The sequence below is a fragment of the Kluyvera sp. NPDC087067 genome (assembly GCF_044745165.1).
In the GTDB taxonomy this organism is placed as follows: Bacteria; Pseudomonadota; Gammaproteobacteria; order Enterobacterales; family Enterobacteriaceae; genus Kluyvera.
Map to the genome: position 1 here is coordinate 62,129 of NZ_JBIUZS010000005.1, position 21,296 is coordinate 83,424.

Annotated in this window: 19 protein-coding genes; 6 read left to right on the forward strand and 13 right to left on the reverse strand. The window is 55.3% G+C overall.

All coding sequences use genetic code 11. The features are described from left to right. Positions 1-172: 172 nt before the first annotated feature. From arnF to ACIPDS_RS14125, 8 genes are all read right to left on the reverse strand, one after another. The gene (gene arnF, locus ACIPDS_RS14090) at positions 173-559 is read right to left on the reverse strand and encodes a 4-amino-4-deoxy-L-arabinose-phosphoundecaprenol flippase subunit ArnF (RefSeq protein WP_400736907.1); all 387 of its coding nucleotides are present in this window, start codon (positions 557-559) and stop codon (positions 173-175) included. Next, positions 559-897 (reverse strand): 4-amino-4-deoxy-L-arabinose-phosphoundecaprenol flippase subunit ArnE, encoded by a 339-nt coding sequence (arnE, locus tag ACIPDS_RS14095; RefSeq protein WP_400736910.1) that lies wholly within the window; start codon positions 895-897, stop codon positions 559-561. Before arnE ends, arnF begins: the two co-directional genes overlap by 1 nt. Further along, positions 894-2,549, reverse strand: coding sequence for a lipid IV(A) 4-amino-4-deoxy-L-arabinosyltransferase (gene arnT, locus ACIPDS_RS14100; RefSeq protein ID WP_400736913.1), 1,656 nt, complete (start codon positions 2,547-2,549; stop codon positions 894-896). Before arnT ends, arnE begins: the two co-directional genes overlap by 4 nt. Further along, positions 2,546-3,448, reverse strand: a complete 903-nt coding sequence (arnD, locus tag ACIPDS_RS14105) for a 4-deoxy-4-formamido-L-arabinose-phosphoundecaprenol deformylase (protein WP_400736916.1) — start codon at positions 3,446-3,448, stop codon at positions 2,546-2,548. The genes arnT and arnD overlap by 4 nt, the downstream gene beginning before the upstream one ends. Beyond that, positions 3,445-5,430 (reverse strand): bifunctional UDP-4-amino-4-deoxy-L-arabinose formyltransferase/UDP-glucuronic acid oxidase ArnA, encoded by a 1,986-nt coding sequence (gene arnA / locus ACIPDS_RS14110; protein ID WP_400736919.1) that lies wholly within the window; start codon positions 5,428-5,430, stop codon positions 3,445-3,447. Before arnA ends, arnD begins: the two co-directional genes overlap by 4 nt. Then, entirely contained in the window at positions 5,430-6,410 is a 981-nt protein-coding gene (gene arnC / locus ACIPDS_RS14115) for an undecaprenyl-phosphate 4-deoxy-4-formamido-L-arabinose transferase (protein WP_166515379.1), read from the reverse strand. The genes arnA and arnC overlap by 1 nt, the downstream gene beginning before the upstream one ends. Position 6,411: 1 nt before the next feature. After that, a complete protein-coding gene (gene arnB, locus ACIPDS_RS14120) occupies positions 6,412-7,551 on the reverse strand; it encodes a UDP-4-amino-4-deoxy-L-arabinose aminotransferase (protein ID WP_400736923.1) in 1,140 nt (379 codons plus the stop codon). Between the two features lie 382 nt (positions 7,552-7,933). Continuing rightward, complete coding sequence (locus ACIPDS_RS14125) at positions 7,934-8,440, reverse strand: phenolic acid decarboxylase (protein WP_166515377.1); 507 nt, start codon at positions 8,438-8,440, stop codon at positions 7,934-7,936. A gap of 99 nt (positions 8,441-8,539) precedes the next feature. Between ACIPDS_RS14125 and ACIPDS_RS14130 the strand changes: the two genes are divergently transcribed. Further along, positions 8,540-9,406, forward strand: coding sequence for a LysR family transcriptional regulator (locus tag ACIPDS_RS14130; RefSeq protein WP_400736926.1), 867 nt, complete (start codon positions 8,540-8,542; stop codon positions 9,404-9,406). 1 nt (position 9,407) lies between these two features. On the opposite strand, the gene ACIPDS_RS14135 is transcribed toward ACIPDS_RS14130, so the two are convergent. After that, positions 9,408-10,598 (reverse strand): NAD(P)/FAD-dependent oxidoreductase, encoded by a 1,191-nt coding sequence (locus ACIPDS_RS14135; RefSeq protein ID WP_400736929.1) that lies wholly within the window; start codon positions 10,596-10,598, stop codon positions 9,408-9,410. Between the two features lie 230 nt (positions 10,599-10,828). On the opposite strand from ACIPDS_RS14135, the gene pitA reads away from it, so the two are divergent. Continuing rightward, on the forward strand, positions 10,829-12,316 hold the full coding sequence (pitA, locus tag ACIPDS_RS14140; RefSeq protein ID WP_166515368.1) for an inorganic phosphate transporter PitA: 1,488 nt from the start codon (positions 10,829-10,831) through the stop codon (positions 12,314-12,316). A 51-nt stretch (positions 12,317-12,367) separates the two neighbouring features. On the opposite strand, the gene uspB is transcribed toward pitA, so the two are convergent. Then, entirely contained in the window at positions 12,368-12,703 is a 336-nt protein-coding gene (gene uspB, locus ACIPDS_RS14145; RefSeq protein ID WP_166515367.1) for a universal stress protein UspB, read from the reverse strand. Positions 12,704-13,084: 381 nt separating this feature from the next. Here uspB and uspA point away from each other — a divergent pair, with 381 nt between their 5' ends. Beyond that, a complete protein-coding gene (gene uspA, locus ACIPDS_RS14150) occupies positions 13,085-13,522 on the forward strand; it encodes a universal stress protein UspA (RefSeq protein ID WP_166515366.1) in 438 nt (145 codons plus the stop codon). Between the two features lie 209 nt (positions 13,523-13,731). Here the strand turns inward: uspA and ACIPDS_RS14155 are convergent, their stop codons facing one another. Then, positions 13,732-14,238, reverse strand: a complete 507-nt coding sequence (locus ACIPDS_RS14155) for an Rrf2 family transcriptional regulator (RefSeq protein ID WP_166515365.1) — start codon at positions 14,236-14,238, stop codon at positions 13,732-13,734. 231 nt (positions 14,239-14,469) lie between these two features. Here ACIPDS_RS14155 and ACIPDS_RS14160 point away from each other — a divergent pair, with 231 nt between their 5' ends. Beyond that, complete coding sequence (locus tag ACIPDS_RS14160; protein WP_400736936.1) at positions 14,470-15,669, forward strand: NAD(P)/FAD-dependent oxidoreductase; 1,200 nt, start codon at positions 14,470-14,472, stop codon at positions 15,667-15,669. 215 nt (positions 15,670-15,884) lie between these two features. On the opposite strand, the gene rsmJ is transcribed toward ACIPDS_RS14160, so the two are convergent. Continuing rightward, a complete protein-coding gene (gene rsmJ / locus ACIPDS_RS14165) occupies positions 15,885-16,637 on the reverse strand; it encodes a 16S rRNA (guanine(1516)-N(2))-methyltransferase RsmJ (protein ID WP_400736939.1) in 753 nt (250 codons plus the stop codon). Positions 16,638-16,645: 8 nt separating this feature from the next. Continuing rightward, positions 16,646-18,688, reverse strand: coding sequence for an oligopeptidase A (gene prlC / locus ACIPDS_RS14170; protein WP_400736941.1), 2,043 nt, complete (start codon positions 18,686-18,688; stop codon positions 16,646-16,648). A gap of 203 nt (positions 18,689-18,891) precedes the next feature. On the opposite strand from prlC, the gene ACIPDS_RS14175 reads away from it, so the two are divergent. Both ACIPDS_RS14175 and gorA read left to right on the forward strand, forming a co-directional pair. Further along, positions 18,892-19,734 (forward strand): 23S rRNA (adenine(2030)-N(6))-methyltransferase RlmJ, encoded by an 843-nt coding sequence (locus tag ACIPDS_RS14175; RefSeq protein ID WP_166515361.1) that lies wholly within the window; start codon positions 18,892-18,894, stop codon positions 19,732-19,734. 105 nt (positions 19,735-19,839) lie between these two features. Beyond that, positions 19,840-21,192 carry a glutathione-disulfide reductase gene (gene gorA, locus ACIPDS_RS14180; RefSeq protein ID WP_400736944.1) on the forward strand — a complete coding sequence of 451 codons (1,353 nt, stop codon included), beginning with the start codon at positions 19,840-19,842 and terminating at the stop codon, positions 21,190-21,192. Positions 21,193-21,296 lie beyond the last annotated feature (104 nt).

A 21,296-nucleotide genomic window follows, 5' to 3' on the forward strand; every position in this document is an offset into this window, starting at 1 on the left:
TTTATCAGCGGGGCACTGCGAGTTTTCCCGGCGGCGCTGCGCTTGTCCGGGCTACAAATTGTAGGCCAGATAAACGTAGCGTCATCAGGCACAATCGCGCGGATTACCGGATGACGACGCAGCGGTAGCCCGGGCAAGGCGTTTACGCCGCCCCCGGGGAAGCAACGCACTATCAGGAACGCGAAGCTTTATTCGGCCAAAAGATGGTTATCACCCCGGCCACAATCACCACTACGCCCAGCAGCCCGCGCCAGGAGAACGGTTCGTGCCAGCCCGGTAGCCAGATGGCGGCAAGCCACACCACCATATAGCTCAAGCTCAACAAGGCATAGGCTTTGGCCAGCGGCAGTTGCTTTAGGGCGAAAAACCAGCAGGCCATCGAGGCCACGTATCCCAGCAATCCCAACAGCAGGAGCAGCGTACCGTCGCCAATATGCAGCAGGTGCAGCACAAATACCCATGGCTGCTCCGCCGATGGCAGCATGGTCATGGCAGAGCGCAGCGTCAGCTGCGCGGCACTCACCAATATCACGCTCATTAATGCCCAGAAAAGCCCCATCAGACGCTGCTCCCCACCAGCATAATGCCGACGATAATCAACCCTACGCCAGCCCAGTGACGACGACTGACCGGCTCACGCCAGATAGTGCGCGCCGCAAGCGTCACCCAGACAAAGTTCAGACTAAGCATCGGGTAGGCCACGCTGACCGGGATCTGCTGGAGCACCAGCAGCCACATCAGCATTCCCAGCCCGAGCAGCGCCAGCGCCAGTCCAAGCCAGGTCAGCAGGTGGCGTCCGCGCTGCCCTTTTGGCGCCGGGCGCGTCGCCTGTTTCTGGCATAGCTGCCCGGCACAGCTCAACAAGCTGGCAAGGAGCAAGCAAACCCAGACCATCATTGCGGACGATACTGAATAAACACGGTGCGGCCCATCACATAGCTCTCATCCGGTTTTGGTAGCGGTAAATCCGCGACCTGTACATCGTGCGACAATCGTAACACCAACGAAATTGGCCCTTCCTGACGATGCGCCTCTAACCACTGTGGGAAATCTTCCGTGGAGATATAACGGCCTTTGGCATCAGGATACGACAGACCATACCTCAGTTCACCCTGCTGCCCGTACAGCATCACATCGCTACGTTTGAGTTCCCAGGCGAGCCCCGCGGCGACGCCCACGCTGTTACTCAGCACATACCGGCTCGGCGTCAGCGATTCGTTCACGATATCGACCAGGAATTGCGGCTGCTTAGTGTCAGTCACCCGGTCAGGAATGGCAAATCCGACCAGCAAAGCCAACCCTAAAGGACACAGTGCCGCCAGCGTCCAGCGTTGGGTTCCTGGCTTCATCGACAGCCAGCCCATCAGCGCCCAGACGAAGAAGGCCACCGCCGCCAGCACGCATTTATACAGCTCAATCTGCATCCACACCGGATGCTTCATCGGCCCCCACGGCGACACCACCGCAACCGCCACCAAACCCACCACGCCAAAGACGAGGTTGATAATGCCGTTCACCCGCAGCGCGCGTCCGCCGGTTTTCGCAATATCGACCGCATAGCGCGCCATCAGCATCGCGAGCGGGGCAAAACACGGCAGAATGTAGGTCGGCAGCTTGCCTTTAGCGATGCTAAAGAACAGGAACGGCATGGCTATCCATCCCAGTAAATAGAACGCGCCACCCAGCCCTTCACGCTCGCGCCAGCCGCGCTTGAGCGCACCCGGTAACAGCGCCAGCCACGGCAGGCTTCCGGCAATCAGGAACGGCAGGTAATACCAGAACGGCGCTTTATGCTGGGCATCGCTCTGCGCGAAACGTTGAATATGTTCCACCCAGAAGAAATAGCGCCAGAAATCGCCTTCACGCGCGGCAATCGCCAGGCCCCACGGCAGCACGGTAAGCACACATACCAGCACTGATAACCAGCCCCAGATCAGCACTTCCCGCCAGCGTTTTTGGGCAATCACCCACGGCAGAACGCTAATGACCGGCACCGCTAGCGCCAGAAAACCTTTGGTCATCACGCCCATACCGCAGGCGAAGCCCAGCAGCACGTAACCCCAGAATCGTTCGCCAGTGCTTTTGGCCGATGCCGCAAGCCAGAAGCTGAACATCGCCAGCGTCATCCACAAGGTGATCATCGGGTCGAGAACGGCGTAGGTGCCAATCCCGTAAACCAGAAACGCGGTAAGGAAAATAACCCCGGAGAGCAGCGCCACCTTCTGGTCACGCCAGATTTTCCACGCAAGCCAGGCGACCAGCAGGGCGGAAACGGTGATGGAGAACACCACGCCAAAGCGGACGGCAAAATTATTGTGACCAAATAGCCACTGACCGATGCTGTTAATCCAGTAACCGGCTATGGGTTTTTCGAAATAACGAAGCCCGAGAAAATGCGGAACCACCCAATCACCGGTCGCCAGCATTTCACGGCTGATTTCCGCGTAACGGGTTTCATCAGGCTGCCACAACAGGCGAAAATTAAGTGGAACCAGGTAATACAGGACAAATAATGCGACTAACGAAATCCCATAGCGCAACGATTTCATACATCAGGACTCAACAGTTGTTGGCAACCCAACCAGCCTTCACGACCGGCAATTTCTCCACGAACCACCTTCCCGACCGGTAATTGACTAAAGTCATCCGGCAAGAGCTGGCTCAGTGGGCAAAAGTGAATGTCCTGCTTCGCCGCCAGGGTTAACAGGTCGTCAAACTGTTCGGCACAGACACCACCTTCCACTTCAGCATGGATGGTATAAACCGGCGTACCGGTATCAAGACGGATTTGTTCAAGCAGCCAGCGGTTGAAGTTGTCAGCGCTAACCACTGTCCCCACTGCCTCATCCCAGGTCGGTAAAGTGACCGGAATCTGTACCGTGGCGAGCTCACCGTTACTGAACTGCGGGCGAAACGGCTGCGTGCCGCGACAGTCACTGTTATAGAGAAAATCGAACGACTCTTTGGCCTTCACCACACGCTGGTCGGCGCGCCAGCCAGCGACGGCGGAACAGGAAACAGGACGCCCAAGAATCGCCTCCAGTTCGTGTAGGCCCCGCGCAATCTCATCAACCAGCTGCTGCTCTTTCCACACGCCGCTCCATTGCTGCCAACGGTGATGATCCCAGGCATGCAGACCGACCTCGTGCACCAGGGCTACGTTGCGGATAATCTCCGCGTTCGCCGCACCAATGCGTCTTCCAGGCCAGGCGGTTCCGGCAAGCAGAATATCCCAGCCATACAGCGAGGCCGCGCGTGAGCGCAGCATCTTCCATAAGAACTTCGGTTTTATCAGGCGCCACAGGTGACGCCCCATATTGTCCGGCCCTACACTGAAGAAAAAGCTGGCCTGCACGCGGTGTTTTTTCAGCACCGACATCAGCCGTGGAACCCCTTCGCGCGTGCCGCGAAAGGTATCCACATCAACGCGCAAACCGACTTTTCTCATGAAGATTTTTCTTCCGTTAGTTCTACCGTACGCAGGAAGAAGTCCAGGGTCTCTTCCACCGTTTGCTGCATCTCAACCGTCGGCTGCCAGTCGAGTAAGCGTTTGGCGTTGCGAATGCTCGGCTTACGGTGCTCAACATCCTGATAACCCTTACCATAATAGTCGCTGCTTTCCACTTCACGGAAGCCAGCAAACGGCGGGAAACGGTCGCGCAGCGGGTGACGCTCGAAGCAGTCGAGCAGCATTTCTGCCAGCTCCTTGATGCTCGCTTCATTATCCGGGTTACCGATGTTGATAATCTGCCCGTCGCAGCGACCATCTTTGTTTTCGATGATGCGGAACAGCGCTTCAATACCGTCGCTGATATCGGTGAAGCAACGTTTCTGCTTGCCGCCTTCAATCAGCTTAATCGGTGAACCTTCCACCAGGTTTAAGATAAGCTGGGTAATGGCGCGCGAGCTGCCGATACGCGCGGCGTTCAGGTTATCCAGGCGCGGACCCATCCAGTTAAACGGACGGAACAGCGTAAATTTAAGATCCGTTTTGTCACCGTAAGCCCAGATCACACGATCCAGAAGCTGTTTGGATACCGAGTAGATCCAGCGCTGCTTGTTGATTGGCCCCACCACCAGATTCGAGGTGTCTTCATCGAAACTGTCATCGGTACACATGCCGTAAACTTCGGAAGTCGACGGGAAGATGATGCGTTTGTTGTACTTCACGCAGTCGCGGATAATCTTCAGGTTTTCTTCGAAATCCAGCTCGAACACGCGCAGCGGGTTGCGGGTGTACTCAATCGGCGTGGCGATCGCCACCAGCGGCAGCACCACATCACATTTCTTGATGTGATATTCAATCCATTCGGAGTGAATGCTGATATCCCCTTCGACAAAGTGGAAGCGCGGACAATCCAGGAAGCGGCTTATCGCATCAGAACCAATATCCAGGCCGTAGATTTCGTAATTATCATCAGCAAGCAGACGTTCGGTCAGGTGATTACCGATAAAACCGTTTACCCCAAGAATCAGTACGCGGGTGCGACGCTTAACGGCGGTAAACGGACGGCTGGAGAGCAGCGCCCCCGCGACCAGACCCATTGCCGGCGCAAGCTGAGTGCCCTGCATATAGACACCGTTGGCGCTCTGGCCGGTGACGATTTCCAGCGCCCCCTCACCACATGCAACCACCAGCGGGGCGACCGACAGTACGGTGCCCGGCTTCGCGGCAGGCAGGTCGTTGCGCACGCGCGACGTCCAGACGATGAATTTACAGGTACCGACGAAGCCAAACGCGCCCGGCCACGGGTCGCTGACCGCACGCACCAGGTTATGTAACTCCTGCGCCGGTTTCTCCCAGTTCAGGCGACCATCTTCCGGGGTACGACGACCCACATAGGTCGCCTGCGTATCATCCTGCGCGCGTTCCTGCGTCTGCCCGCTGCGAATCTTCGGCAGCACGTCGCCCAGCAGCATTTGCGAGGCGGAACAGAGTTTACGGTGTAGCGACAGCGCCACATCAGTATCGGTAATTGCCACCGTCTGCTGCGCCACGATATCGCCCGCATCCGCGCGCTGAGTCATGCGATGAAGGGTAACACCGGTCTCTTTTTCACCGTTGACCAGCACCCAATTCAGCGGCGCGCGACCGCGGTATTTCGGCAGCAGCGAGCCGTGCAGGTTGAACGCGCCTTTTGGCGCCAGGCTCAGGATGTCGTTACTGATAAGATTGCGATAGTAGAAGGAGAAAATGACGTCAGGGTTCATGGCCCGAATACGATCGACCCACAGCGGGTGATTCACGTCTTCCGGCGCATAAACGGCAATGCCCTGCTCGGCCGCCAGACGCGCGACGGAGCCAAAGAAATGGTTCTCACCGGCATTATCCGGGTGAGTGAAAATCGCCTCGATGTTGTATCCGGCGTCCAGCAAAGCCTGAATTCCGGTGCAACCCATATCATGGTAGGCAAAAACAACAGCTTTCATTAGCGATCTTCCTCTTCAGAGACCAGGCTTTCCTGGCGTACAACACGTTGAATAAAGTAGCGGGGACGCGCGCGGACATCGTTGTAGATGCGCCCGATATACTCCCCAAGCAGCCCCATACCGATAAACTGGGCGCCGATAAACATGAATAAAATGGCAAATAGCATGAACACGCCGTCACCCGCCCACTCCGCGCCGAGCGTTAACCGCAGGACAACCAGCAGAAGTGAGAAGGCAAAACCCACCAGGGCGATAACGCTGCCGACCACGCTTAATAGACGCAGCGGCGTGGTCGTTAAACAGGTCACCAGGTCGTACATCAGGTTTATCAGGCGCATAAAACTGTATTTCGAGTCGCCAAACTCACGCTCAGCGTGATGCACCGGAATCTCCACGGCGCGGCGGGCGAACGTATTCGCCAGAATGGGGATGAAGGTGCTGCGCTCATGGCAGTTGAGCATCGCGTCGATAATATGGCGGCGGTACGCGCGCAGCATGCAGCCATAGTCGCCCATCGCTTTACCGGTGGTGCGTTGGATCAGGCGATTGATCATCTTCGAGGCGGTTTTGCGGAACACGCTGTCCTGGCGATTTTGCCGAACGGTGCCCACCACGTCGTAGCCTTCATCGGCTTTTTCCACCAAACGAGGGATCTCTTCCGGCGGATTTTGCAGGTCGGCATCCAGCGTAATCACCAGATCGCCGGTCACGTGGCTGAACCCGGCCATAATCGCCGAGTGCTGACCGTAGTTGCGGTTAAGCAGCACCGCAACAACATGGCTGCCCGGCACTTCTGCCGCCTCAACCAACATGCGCGCGGAGTCATCAGCGCTACCATCATCGACCAGCAGAATTTCATAATCACGATTGAGGAGGGCGCAGGCCGCGTCAGTACGACGAATCAGCTCTGGCAGACTCTCCTGCTCGTTGTACACCGGGATCACCACGGAGACTTTTTTCACTTTCGGGTATTCAAACATCTCAACGTCCTGCTAGCTGATGAAGTGCGGTAATCACGCGGGTGGTATCGTCATCGGTCATATCGGGGAACAGCGGGATAGAACAGATACGCGCACTGTTCCATTCGGTATTCGGCAGCGACAGCTGCGGGAAGCGCTCGCGATAATATTTCTGGGTATGCGCCGCGCGGAAATGCAGACCGGTACCGATGCCTTTGGCTTTCAGCTGTTCCATTAAGGCATCGCGGCTGATACCGCAGCGCTCTTCATCAACGCGGATAATAAACAGATGCCAGGCATGCAGGTGCGACCATTCGGGCACGGCCAGCGGCTGGAATGGCGTATCGGCGAGCTCCGCCTTGTAACGCGCGGCAATTTCGCTGCGGCGTTGATTGGCCTGTCCCAGTTTCCCCAGCTGTACCAGCGCCAGCGCGGCGTTGATATCGGCGAGGTTGTATTTAAAGCCTGGGCTTATCACCTCAGCCTGCGGCGCGCGTCCCAGCGTTTGCCTGTCAAAGGCGTCAACACCGAGACCGTGGAATTTCAGGCTACGAATACGATTCGCCAGTTGCTCATCGTCGGTGACAATCAGGCCACCTTCGGCGCAAGTCATGTTTTTGATAGCGTGGAAGGAGAAAATCGCCGTTCCCTGCCAGCCAACATGGCGGTTTTTATAGTGGGTGCCCGCCGCGTGCGCGGCATCTTCAATCACCGGGATCCCATGAGGCTGTGCAACGGCACGAATACCATCGATATCAGCCGGAGCACCGGCGTAATGCACGGGAATAATCGCTTTGGTACGTGGGGTAATCGCGGCTTCAACGGCCTGCGGCGTCACCATCAGGGTGTCAGGATCGACATCGATCATTACCGGCGTGGCGCCAAGTAAGACGATCATATTGAGCGTAGAAACCCAGGTCTGGGACGGCGTAATCACCTCATCGCCCGGGCCGATGCCAAGCGCCATGAGCGTCACGTGCATCCCGCCGGTTGCGGAGCTCACGGCAATCGCAAAGCGGTTTCCCGTTAAGGTGCAAAATGCCTCTTCCAGCGCCTGATTTTTTGGCCCGGTGGTTATCCAACCGGACTGCAGCACGTCTTTTATCGCAGCGAACTCCGCATCACCCATCGAGGGGCGTGAAAACGGCAGAAAATCACTCATGAATGGTCCTTACCCTATTACTCAAATGAGCACGCCTGATAGGCGAATAAAACTTAACGATAGTTGTTTTGTTAACATCAGGAGTGAATAGACATGATATTTAAACCAGCAACATTCGATTGCGGTAAAAGTAACAGTGTTATCTTAGGATAAGATTAAGAAATGAGGGAGGGTAGATGCAATAAATGATTAATAAACAAAAGTGATTACTTATCAAATGATTAGCTTGATTAACGGCAAAGACAGAGCGCCCAGCCTACATACTAGCTGGGCGCAGCTTCACATTATTCAACACAGCCTAAACGAGGATTTTATTTAGGGAGTAAATTAACCCTCGTTGCATATTAGTGTAATAAAAATGATGTGTAGCCATAATTAACATTTAGCGCAAATTAGCTGGGAAATCTTTTGGTAATTCGCTGGCCGCGCAGTCAATTACGCTATCGTTATTGGCACCGCAGTCACGGACGAAGGTAATTGTCGCAAATTCATCAATAACCTCAGTCGGATACGCTGGGCCAGCATCACGATAAGCGTTCATCAGCGGAATATGCTCGTTCTGGAAGCAGACCGTTTTTTCTGGATTGTTCATCACCCAACGCGGGAAGAAGATGGTGCCGTGGAACAGTTTGTCGCCCAGGTTCGCAATCAGGCTGACATCCGTACCGGTCGGTTCCGTCCAGGAAATTTTATAGATGCTTTCGCCAACGCGGACAATGTACGCCTGCTGATCTTTCACCCAACGGTTTGCCACCAGGCCGCTGTGAATGCGGTAATCCAGCGTGTTTTCGTTTTTGACATAAATTTCGTAGTTCCAGCCGTTATCGTAGGTATAGACCAGATGTTTGCCAACGAAACCGCTCAAATCATGTTTATCAAAGTTGCTCATAATGAATTCTCCTTGTGTCGATGCGGAGATCTTATTGCTTTAAAATCCGAATGAATAACGCTATGTTTGGATTAAATTCATCTAAATTTTAAATCAATCATGCATAAAACGACCCTGGAACAATGGGCGCTTCTGGAAAAAGTAGTAGAACTCGGCAGCTTTGCCAAAGCCGCGGAAGAGACAAACCGCAGCCAGTCATCGGTCAGCTATAACCTGGCGCTATTGCAAGAACGCTTAGGCGTGGCGTTGCTGGTGCCGGAAGGCCGACGCGCGGTACTCACCCCGGCGGGCGAACTGCTGCTAGGTCAGGTGAAACCGCTGCTCAAGGCTTTTGCCTGGGTGGAAACTCGCGCCGCCACGCTGCGTGAGGGCATGCGTACGCGGCTGGACTTAGTCGTTGACAGTATCTTCCCGCGCGAGCGGCTGTTCGCCATTTTGCGCCAGTTTCAGCAGCGCTACCCACAAACTCAGGTACGCCTCACCGAAGTGCTGGAAAACGCCCACGGCAATGAGGTCGTTCAGGCCGAAGCTGACGTGATGGTGCTAACCCGCCGCCAGGATATTACCGGGCGCGGAGAGTGGCTGATGAACATTGATTTCGTCGCCGTCGCCCACCGGGATCACCCTTTATTTGATCTTCAAACGCCGCTCAATGATGAGCAGCTTCGCCCCTGGCCGCTTATCCGCATAGCCGATAGCGATAACGACAAACAGGCCGGGCGCGACGCCTGGACGTTCTCGACCATAGATGCGGCTATTGACGCGATAATGTATCAGGTGGGATATGGCTGGCTGCCGGAAGAAAGGATTCAGGCGGAACTGTCACAGGGGATTTTAAAACCGCTGCCGCTGGCGCACGGCGTCCGCCGCGCTACGCCGCTGCATCTTATCGTTAAACAGGATTTGGCACCGCTCGACGTACAGGTGGAGCTGCTGCTGGCGTTATTCAGCCAGCAGCCAAACTAGCCTACTCCGCCAGCGCCTGCGCACAGGCCCAGGCGCTCGACCATGCCCACTGGAAGTTATATCCGCCCAGCCAGCCGGTGACGTCCATCACTTCGCCAATGAAGAACAGCCCCGGCGCTTTCTTCGCTTCCATGGTGCGCGACGACAGCTCGTTGGTATCCACGCCGCCGAGGGTCACTTCCGCGGTGCGGTAACCTTCCGTGCCGTTTGGCTGGACGCGCCAGTTCGTCAGTGTTTCGACCAGCGTTTGCTGTTCGCGGACGTTGAGTTGCTTCAGGGTTACATCTGGCACCTGCCCAAGCTGTTGCAGACATTCAACCAGCCGTTTTGGCAGCTGCATCGCCAGCGTGTTTTTCAGGCTTTGATTCGGGTGCTCAGCACGTTGGGCATCGAGGAACGCCACCAGATCGATGTCAGGCAGCAGATTGATGCTGACAAACTCGCCCGGCTGCCAGAAGCTCGAGATTTGCAGAACTGCCGGGCCGGACAGGCCACGGTGGGTGAAAAGCAGACTCTCGCGGAAGACCGTACCATCTTCGGCGGTAATCACCGACGGTACAGAAACCCCGGACAGAACCTGAAACTGTTCCAGCATCGGCTTATGCAGGGTAAACGGCACCAGACCGGCTCGCGTTGGCAGAACCTTAAGCCCGAACTGTTCGGCCACTTTATAGCCGAAAGGCGAAGCGCCTAAACCCGGCATCGACAAACCGCCGCTGGCGATAACCAGCTTATCCGCCGAGACAACATCGCCGTTAAGTTGCAGGGTATATCCCGCATCATCACGGGTAACGCTGAGAATTTCGCTACGCAGGCGAGTGGTCACTTTGCCCTTCTCGCACTCGTCGACCAGCATGGTCACTATCTGCTCGGCAGACTCGTCGCAAAACAGCTGACCCAACGTCTTTTCATGCCAGGCGATGCCGTGTTTACCCACCATGTCGATAAAATCCCACTGGGTATATCGCGCCAGCGCAGATTTGCAAAAATGCGGGTTTTGACTGAGATATGCCGCAGGCTCGACATAAAGATTAGTGAAGTTGCAGCGACCGCCGCCGGACATGAGGATCTTACGCCCCGGTTTTTTACCGTTGTCCAACAGCAATACGCGGCGGCCTGCCTGCCCGGCCATGGCTGCACAAAACATTCCTGCCGCTCCGGCACCCACTACAATGGCATCAAACCTTTCCACGCACTATCCTCAACATAGGTATTGTCGGGAAGTGTAAATTTTTCACGGATGTCATACCAGTGAAATATCCGCAAACCCGACTTATCTGATTGATACAAGGGAAATATTTATTTGCAGTCACTGACAAGACGCCGATAAATATCAAAAAAAAGAGAGATTTCACTTTGCCCACACCGCCAATGTCCCTGATAATGCGGCGCGTTCATGACCTCAAAATGGCGTAACGTCCTATGTTACATTTGTTCGCTGGCCTGGATTTACATACCGGGCTGTTATTAGTTCTGGCACTTGTGTTTGTTCTGTTCTACGAAGCGATTAACGGCTTCCATGATACGGCCAACGCGGTTGCCACCGTAATTTACACCCGTGCCATGCGCTCGCAGCTTGCGGTTGCAATGGCAGCAATCTTTAACTTCCTCGGCGTTCTGTTGGGCGGTCTGAGTGTAGCCTATGCGATTGTGCATATGTTGCCCACGGATCTTCTGCTCAATATGGGCTCCGCACACGGCCTTGCCATGGTCTTTTCCATGCTGCTGGCTGCGATTATCTGGAACCTCGGCACCTGGTACTTCGGTCTGCCTGCGTCCAGTTCCCACACGCTGATTGGCGCTATCATCGGGATTGGTTTAACCAATGCGCTGATGAACGGCACCTCTGTGGTTGAAGCGCTCAACATCCCGAAAGTGATTAACATTTTCGCGTCGTTAATTGTTTCACCTATCGTGGGTCTGGTTGTTGCTGGCGGTCTGATTTTCCTGCTGCGTCGTTACTGGAGCGGAACCAAAAAACGTGCCCGTATCCACCTGACTCCTGCTGAACGTGAAAAGAAAGACGGTAAGAAAAAGCCGCCGTTCTGGACGCGTATTGCTCTGATTATCTCGGCGATTGGCGTGGCATTCTCCCACGGCGCTAACGATGGTCAGAAAGGCATTGGTCTGGTAATGCTGGTGTTGATTGGCGTGGCTCCGGCAGGTTTCGTGGTCAATATGAACGCTTCCGGTTATGAAATTACGCGTACCCGTGATGCGGTCAACAACGTTGAGACCTTCTTCCAGCAGCGCCCTGAGCTGCTGCTGAAAGTGGCAAACAACGCTGAGAAACTGACGCCAGAAGCGATGGCTGCCGTTGAGTTCCACTGCCATCCGGCAAACACTCTCAACGCGCTGGATCGTACCAAAACGATGCTGGCCAATATCGAAAGCTACGATAAGCTCTCGGTAGAACAACGCGGCCAGCTGCGTCGCATCATGCTGTGTATCTCCGATACCACCGATAAAGTGGCGAAGATGCCAGAAGTGAATGCCGACGACCAGCGTCTGCTGAAGAAGCTGAAAACCGACATGCTGAGCACCATTGAATACGCTCCAGTCTGGATTATCATGGCCGTCGCGCTGGCGTTAGGCTGCGGTACGATGATCGGCTGGCGTCGAGTGGCGACCACCATCGGTGAGAAAATCGGTAAGAAAGGTATGACCTACGCACAGGGTATGGCAGCGCAGATGACCTCTGCGGTGTCCATCGGTCTGGCGAGTTATACCGGGATGCCGGTTTCAACTACCCACGTACTGTCATCCTCTGTGGCAGGTACCATGGTGGTTGACGGCGGCGGACTGCAAAGAAAGACCGTGACCAACATTTTGATGGCCTGGGTCTTTACGCTGCCAGCATCGATTATTCTGTCTGGTGTACTGTACTGGTTGTCTCTGAAGCTTATCTAAGCGTCAGACACAAAGAAGAAACGGGTCAGGAAACTGGCCCGTTTTTTTTGCTTAGTGCCAAATCATCAGGCCAATCAAGCTAATCAAAACCAGACCACACAGAGAGCTGGTCAAAATAAATTGCCGACGTAGCCGTTCACAACGACGGATAAATTCGTCGTCATGATGATCGCGGTAGCGCTGCCCGTAAATGTACCAGACCAGACGCACCTGCTTGCCAGGCTGGCCGTGGGAGGTAAAGAAACCACCGCCATCAACGTATTGATAGAGCAAAGGATCGCAACCACGTAGTACAACCAATAATGCACGTAATGATGAGAAGTAACGTGCCATATTCACAACACAAACGATACACAGGGCCCAAAACAGCGCAATAGTGCTGATCATAACGCCTCCCCGGCGACCCGTTCCCAAAGATCTCCCCAGGAACATCTCGCTCACCATATCCAACCAACGGCTCAATGAAAGAGTGCGATACCAATCACATTTAATTATTCGATCGGCTCATTTAATAGTGTAGGAGATCAGTTAAATTTTTTACCACAAGGTTAATCGTTATCAATACGTAACCATGAAAAATTTGTTTAACTAATTGGCGAACCGGATGGATTGACGGCGCCCGAAGGCCAAGATAAGGTAGAAATCTCTACTACAATTAGGTCTTTAAGGGCAAATCCCGCGCATTTAGCACGCAGGACGCGGGCAAGGGACAGCGCATGGGCTGTCTGGTCCAACAGTCATCGACAACTTTATGGAAGGAGTAACACTATGGCTTATAAACACATTCTTATCGCAGTCGACCTTTCACCAGAGAGCAAAGTTCTGGTTGAAAAAGCGGTATCTATGGCTCGCCCCTACAATGCGAAAGTTTCTCTGATTCACGTGGATGTGAACTACTCAGACCTGTATACCGGTCTTATCGACGTTAATCTAGGCGATATGCAAAAACGTATCTCCGAAGAGACTCACCACGCGCTGAGCGAACTGTCTACCGGTGCAGGCTATCCTATCACTGAAACCCTGAGCGGCAGCGGCGACCTGGGCCAGGTGCTGGTTGATGCCATCAAGAAATACGATATGGACCTGGTTGTATGCGGTCACCACCAGGACTTCTGGAGCAAACTGATGTCGTCTGCCCGTCAGCTCATCAACACCGTACACGTTGATATGCTGATTGTTCCACTGCGCGACGAAGAAGAAGAGTAAGTCTCATGCTGTAACCCGGACGAGGTGCGCGAGCACCGACTCCGGGGGATTCCCGGCGGCGCTGCGCCTGGACGGGCTACGGTGCTGAAGCGCGATGACGAAAGTGTAGCCCGGACGAGGTGCGATAGCGCCGACTCCGGGAGTTTCCCGGCGGCGCGCGTCTGACGGGCTACTGATTGGTGCAGGTATTCACTGTTTCTACCTGAAATTTATGCGCCTTTGCGGTTGGCGATCCACTCCTGTACTTCCACCACAAAGGTGTCCGGCGCTTTGCGGTACATCTTTCGCGCCAGATCCAAAATCGTGTGCTGACCGAGCGCCTCTTCCATCCGCTGCTGCGCCATATCCATCACCGACCGCACGCCGCAAATACCCTCACAGGCCCACTCTGGCGGCTGCTCATCAAATACCGCCAGACGTTGGCGGATTTCCCGGCATTCAAAAATACGTTTATCACCGTCAATCGCATTCGCCACATCCAGCACCGTAATGTCTTCAGCCGGTTTCGCCAGTTGAAAGCCACCGCCCTTACCTTCGATGCTGCGCACCAACCCGGCTTTTGACAGGCGCGTAAAGATTTTGGCCAGGTAATCGTAAGGCACACTTTGCAGCTCAGCGATTTCACGCACGCTCATATCGCGGGCATCGCCCTTGCTGTCCACCATACACATCAGGCTATGGATGCCGTACTCAACCCCGGAACTGTAGAATGCCATTCACTTATCTCAGCCAATATTAATCTGAGTTGATTGTAGCTTTTTCAGAATGCACATTCCATACGCTCGAAATCAAAACCGTTCACTAATAAATTTAATTAATTATTTATCATGCACATAGATAAAAATAACCGACTTTATCAGCAGGACAAAACAGATTCACATTGCAATCACTAACTACGACCAATAAAATCCGAGTAAATAAATCGTAGTCACCAGTGAGAACATACAATGCGTAAACAAATTCTGATCGTCGGTGCAGGCTTTGCCGGCATGTGGGCCGCACTGAGCGCCGCGCGTCTGGCGGATAAAAATCAGCAATCTATTGATATTACGGTGATTGCACCCCAGCCAGAGCTGCGCGTGCGTCCCCGTTTTTATGAAAGCGCCGTCGAGACGCTGGTAGCGCCACTACAGCCGTTGTTCGACGTCACCGGCGTTAACTTCCTGCGGGGTACCGTCGAGCAAATCCTTCCGGCCTCTAAAGAAGTCAGCTGGAAAGATGCTAACGGCGAGAGTCGCCTGCGCCGCTATGATCGCCTGGTACTGGCCAGCGGCAGCCACGTAAACCGCAACATGGTTGCCGGTGCCGCCGAGCATGCGTTCGACCTCGATCAGCTCGAGAGTGCAGCCGTACTGGAGCAGCATCTTAAAAGTCTGGCTGAACAACCGGAGAGCGAAGCACGTAACACCGTCGTGGTCTGCGGCGGCGGCTTTACCGGTATTGAGATGGCGCTGGAACTGCCGGGCCGTCTGCGCGACATTCTCGGCGCGGATGCTAAGACCAGAGTTGTCGTAGTTGAGCGCGGCGCACAGCCGGGTGCGCGCTGGAGCCAGGAGCTGCGCGATGTTATTGCCGAGGCCTCGGCGGGGCTTGGCGTTGAGTGGATGGTGAATAGCGAAGTCGAGAGCGTTGACGCTTCCGGCGTGACGTTGAAAGACGGGCAAAAGATCCACTCACAGACGGTTATCTGGACCGTGGGCGTGCAGGCTAACGGTCTGACGACGCAGATTGAAGCACCGCGTGACCGTCAGGGGCGTCTGCACGTGAATGCAAATCTTCAGGTTGTGGGTCATGAAGATATCTATGCGACCGGTGATGTGGCCTACGCCGCCACCGACGATAAAGGCAACCATGCGTTAATGACCTGCCAGCACGCCATTTTGCTGGGTAAGTTTGCCGGTAATAACGTTGCGGCCAGCCTGCTGAACGTGGCGCCGCTGCCGTATCGCCAGGAGATGTACGTGACCTGTCTGGATCTGGGCGCGTGGGGTGCGGTTTACAGCGAGGGCTGGGATCAGCAGGTGAAACTGACGCGGGAGGAGGCGAAAAAGCTCAAGGTCTCGATTGTCAGCGAGCTGATTTACCCGCCGAAGGCGGATCGTGCGGTGGCATTTGAGATTGCGGATCCGCTGGCGCCGTTTGTGTAATCAGTAATGCCGGATGGCGGCTAACGCCTTATCCGGCCTACAACGGGCGCCGTTTACGTCAGTCTGAGCGAGAGCGCTCCCCTCACCCCGGCCCTCTCCCCAAAGGGGCGAGGGGGAAAACCATCCCCTTTCGGGCGGGGTAGAAAACACATCATCCTGCAAGCTCGATCGGTCCCCTCTCCCCTTTGGGGAGAGGGCTAGGGTGAGGGGGAAAACTACTCCGCCGTCCCCGCATAAATATCAAACCGATGCCCTTTGGTCACCACCGCGTTCGGTGTCGCCTCGTCCGCCAGCGGCGGCGCATAATCCGGGCGCTTCACCACCACGCGTTTGGTCGCCAGCTGACGCGCCGGTTCGAGTAACCCATCGGCATCCAGGTCCGGCCCCACCAGCGACTGAAACACGCGCATCTCTTTTTTAACCAGCGCGCTTTTTTGCTTATGTGGGAACATCGGGTCAAGATACACCACCTGTGGACGCGGGGTGATATCGGTTAACGCCGTCAGGCTGGAGGCATGAATCAGCTGCAAACGCGCCTGCAACCACGGGCCAATTTCCGCATCGGTATAACCGCGCGCTAAACCATCGTCGAGCAGCGCCGCCACCACCGGATTACGTTCCAGCATCCGCACGCGACAGCCCACCGAGGCCAGCACAAACGCATCGCGTCCTAGCCCCGCCGTTGCATCCACGACGTCCGGCAGATAATCGCCTTTCACGCCAACGGCTTTCGCCACCGCTTCGCCACGACCGCCGCCGAATTTACGCCGGTGCGCCATTGCACCGCCGACGAAATCGACAAAGATCCCACCAAGCTTCGGTTCATCGCGTTTACGCAGCTCCAGATGCGCTGGCGTCATGACCAGCGCCATCAGGTTGTCTTCATCGTGTTCGAGCCCCCAGCGGGCGGCCAGAACAGATAAGGCGCCGTCTCCGGCGCCCGTTTCATCAAGTAAACAAATTTTCACGCCGGTATTCAGCCCTTGATGCCGTAATGGGCCAGCATCGCGTCAAGCTGCGGCTCACGGCCACGGAAGCGTTTGAACAGCGCCATCGGTTCTTCAGAGCCCCCGCGCGTTAAGATGTTATCGAGGAACGATTGACCGGTTTCACGGTTAAAGATCCCCTCTTCCTCAAAGCGAGAGAAGGCATCCGCCGCCAGCACGTCGGCCCACAGATAGCTGTAGTAACCGGCCGCATAGCCGCCCGCAAAGATATGGCTGAACGCATGCGGGAAGCGACCCCAGCTTGGGCCCGGCACCACGGCAACCTGCTTTTTAATCTCGGCCAGAGTCTCGAGGATTTTCGCCCCCTGCTGCGGACTGAATTCCGCATGCAGACGGAAGTCGAACAGGCCGAACTCCAGCTGGCGCAGAATAAACAGCGCTGCCTGATAGTTTTTCGCCGCCAGCATTTTATCCAGCAGTTCTTTTGGCAGCGGCTCGCCGGTCTCAAAGTGACCGGAGATAAATGCCAGCGCTTCCGGCTCCCAGCACCAGTTTTCCATAAACTGGCTCGGCAGCTCGACCGCATCCCACGGTACCCCGCTGATGCCGGACACGCCCGCGGTTTCGATACGGGTCAGCATATGATGCAGGCCGTGACCGAACTCGTGGAACAGGGTAATGACTTCATCGTGGGTAAACAGCGCAGGCTTGCCGCTGACCGGACGGTTGAAGTTACAGGTCAGGTAAGCGACTGGTTTTTGCAGCGTGCCGTCGAGCTTACGCATCTGGCCGACGCAGTCGTCCATCCACGCCCCGCCGCGCTTGTGCTCGCGGGCGTACAGGTCAAGATAGAAGCTGCCGCGCAGTTCGTTGTTTTCGTCGTACAGTTCGAAGAAGCGTACTTCCGGGTTCCAGACGTCAACATCCGTACGCTCTTTGGCGGTGATACCGTAGATGCGCTTAACCACTTCAAACAGGCCGTTAACCGCTTTGTTTTCCGGGAAGTAAGGACGCAGCTGTTCGTCGCTGATGCTGTACAGGTGCTGTTTTTGTTTCTCGCTGTAGTACGCGATATCCCACGGTTGCAGTTCGTCCACGCCAAATTCGGCTTTGGCAAAAGCACGTAACTGGGCCAGCTCTTTCTCACCCTGTGGGCGCGCGCGTTTGGCAAGGTCAGTCAGGAAATCGAGCACCTGCTGCGGGTTCTCGGCCATTTTGGTGGCGAGTGATTTAAAGGCGTAGCTTTCAAAGCCGAGCAATTGCGCCAGTTCGTGGCGCAGGGCGAGGATCTCTTCCATCACCGGGCTGTTATCCCATTTGCCCGCATTCGGCCCCTGGTCTGACGCACGGGTGGAATAGGCACGATACATCTCTTCACGCAACGCCTGGTTGTCGCAGTAGGTCATCACCGGCAGGTAGCTTGGGATATCCAGCGTCAGCAGATAACCTTCCTGCTCTTTCGCTTCGGCCTGTGCTTTTGCAGCCGCCAGCGCGCTTTCCGGCATCCCGGCAAGTTCAGCTTCGTCGGAGACTAACTTCGTCCAGCCCATGGTGGCGTCGAGCACGTTGTTGCTGTACTGGTTGCCAAGTTCAGACAGGCGGGTAGCGATTTCGCCATAGCGCTGCTGTTTGTCTTTTGGCAGACCAATACCGGAGAGTTCAAAATCACGCAGCGCGTTATCTACCGCTTTCTTCTGTGCCTGGCTCAGCGTGGCGTAGTTATCGCCCTCGCGCAGGTCGCGATAGGCTTGGTATAACCCTTCATTTTGCCCAACCCAGGTGCTGTATTCAGACAGCAGCGGCAGCGTCTGCTCATAGGCTTCGCGCAGTTCCGGGCTGTTTTTGACCGAGTTCAGGTGGCTAATTGGCGAAAAGATACGCCCCAGCACATCGTCCACTTCCGCCAGCGGCTGGCAGAGGTTTTCCCAGGTGTACGGCGCGCCTTGTGCAACCACCTGCTCCACATTTTCACGGCAATCGTTCAGCGCTTTCGTGACGGCTGGGACGACATGCTCTGGTTGAATTTGGGAAAACGGCGGAAGTTCGAAGGGCGTCAGTAATGGATTGGTCATATGCACATCCTGGTCTAAGAAAGAAATGAAGCGCTCATCGGCGCTTTAGCGATAGATCTAGAATGGGGGATAGTTGGGTGAATTTCAATGTTAGCACCGGATGATAACCTCTCCCGCGCAGGATAGAGCGCAAAAGCGGTAATCTGCCCCGTTCTGCGGTAAACTGTCGGTTATCTTGTTTAATTCCCGGAATCTCTGCATCCATGCTCAGTTATCGCCACAGCTTTCACGCTGGCAACCACGCCGACGTCCTAAAACATACCGTTCAGAGTCTGATCATTGAATCACTCAAAGAGAAAGAAAAACCGTTTCTCTATCTGGATACCCACGCCGGTGCAGGCCGTTATCAGCTGAGCGGCGAGCACGCCGAGCGTACCGGTGAATATCTGGAAGGTATCGCCCGTATCTGGCAGCAGGATGACCTGCCGGAAGAGTTGAAGCCGTACATCTCCGTGCTGGAGCACTTCAACCGTAGCGGCCAGCTGCGCTACTACCCGGGTTCACCGCTCATTGCCCGCCAGTTGCTTCGCGAGCAGGACAGCCTCGAGATGACCGAACTGCACCCAAGCGATTTCCCGCTGCTGCGTTCCGAATTCCAGAAAGACAACCGCGCGCGCGTGGCAAAGTCCGACGGCTACCAGCAGCTAAAAGCCAAACTTCCGCCCGCCTCGCGTCGCGGCCTGATCCTTATCGACCCGCCGTACGAGATTAAATCCGATTATCAGGCGGTGGTTGCCGGTATTCATGAAGGTTACAAACGTTTTGCCACCGGCACCTATGCGCTGTGGTATCCCGTCGTGTTGCGCGCGCAGATCAAGCGCATGATTAAAGATCTCGAATCCACCGGCATCCGTAAAATTTTGCAGATTGAGCTGGCGGTTCGCCCGGACAGCGATCAGCGCGGCATGACCGCTTCCGGCATGATTGTTATCAATCCACCATGGAAGCTGGAAGCGCAGATGAACAATGTGCTGCCGTGGCTGCACAGCAAACTGGTTCCGAGCGGAATTGGCCATACGCTGGTCAACTGGATCGTGCCGGAGTAATCGCAGACATCGGTGGAACCTATTGATTTCAGGTATACAATCGCGTGTATTTTGACGAGTGGCACGATGCCTACCCGTCCGACATTGAACGTTTGAGGAGCGCCCATGACCAAACATTACGATTACATCGCCATCGGCGGCGGCAGCGGCGGTATCGCCTCGATTAACCGTGCGGCTATGTATGGCCAGAAGTGCGCGTTAATTGAAGCCAAAGACCTTGGCGGTACGTGCGTCAACGTCGGTTGCGTACCGAAGAAAGTGATGTGGCATGCCGCGCAAATTCGCGAAGCCATCCATTTGTATGGCCCGGATTACGGTTTTGATACCACCATCAATCACTTCGACTGGGACAAGCTGATTGCCAGCCGTACCGCCTATATTGACCGTATTCATACCTCTTACGACAACGTTTTGGGTAAGAATAAGGTTGATGTGATTAAAGGCTTTGCCCGTTTTGTCGATGCGAAAACCGTTGAAGTGAATGGGGAAACGATCACCGCCGATCATATCCTGATCGCCACCGGTGGCCGTCCAAGCCATCCGCACATTCCGGGTGCTGAATTTGGTATCGACTCCAACGGTTTCTTTGAACTGCCCGCGTTACCAAAACGCGTTGCGGTCGTTGGCGCGGGCTATATTGCCGTTGAGCTGGCGGGCGTGATTAATGGCCTGGGCGCTGAGACTCACCTGTTCGTGCGTAAACATGCGCCGCTGCGCAGCTTTGATCCGCTGATCGTCGAGACGCTGGTTGAAGTGATGAACGCCGAAGGCCCGCAGTTGCATACCAACGCCCTGCCGAAAGCGGTGGTCAAAAATGCCGATGGCAGCCTGACGCTCGAACTGGAAGATGGTCGCAGCCAGACCGTCGATTGCCTGATTTGGGCAATTGGTCGTGAACCTGCTACCGATGATTTCAACCTGGCGGCAACGGGTGTGAAAACCAACGATAAAGGCTATATCGTCGTCGATAAATTCCAGAATACGAACGTTGCAGGTATTTACGCGGTTGGTGATAACACCGGGGCCGTGGAGCTGACGCCGGTGGCGGTTGCCGCTGGTCGTCGCCTGTCTGAGCGCCTGTTTAACAACAAGCCGGACGAGCATCTGGACTACAGCAATATTCCGACCGTAGTCTTTAGCCACCCGCCAATCGGCACCGTTGGTTTAACGGAACCGCAGGCGCGTGAGCAGTACGGCGACGATGCGGTGAAGGTCTATAAATCGTCCTTTACCGCCATGTACACCGCCGTCACCTCACACCGCCAGCCTTGCCGTATGAAGCTGGTTTGCGTGGGGCCAGAAGAGAAGATTGTCGGTATTCACGGTATTGGTTACGGTATGGATGAAATGCTGCAAGGCTTCGCCGTGGCGCTGAAAATGGGCGCGACGAAGAAAGACTTTGATAACACCGTAGCGATTCACCCAACCGGGGCAGAAGAGTTTGTGACCATGCGCTAAGCGTGGAGAGCGGATGATAAAAAGCCAGACTTCGGTCTGGCTTTTTATCATCCGGCGCGGGTTGCCGGATGGCGGCTAAAGCCTTATCCGGCCTACATTAGCCG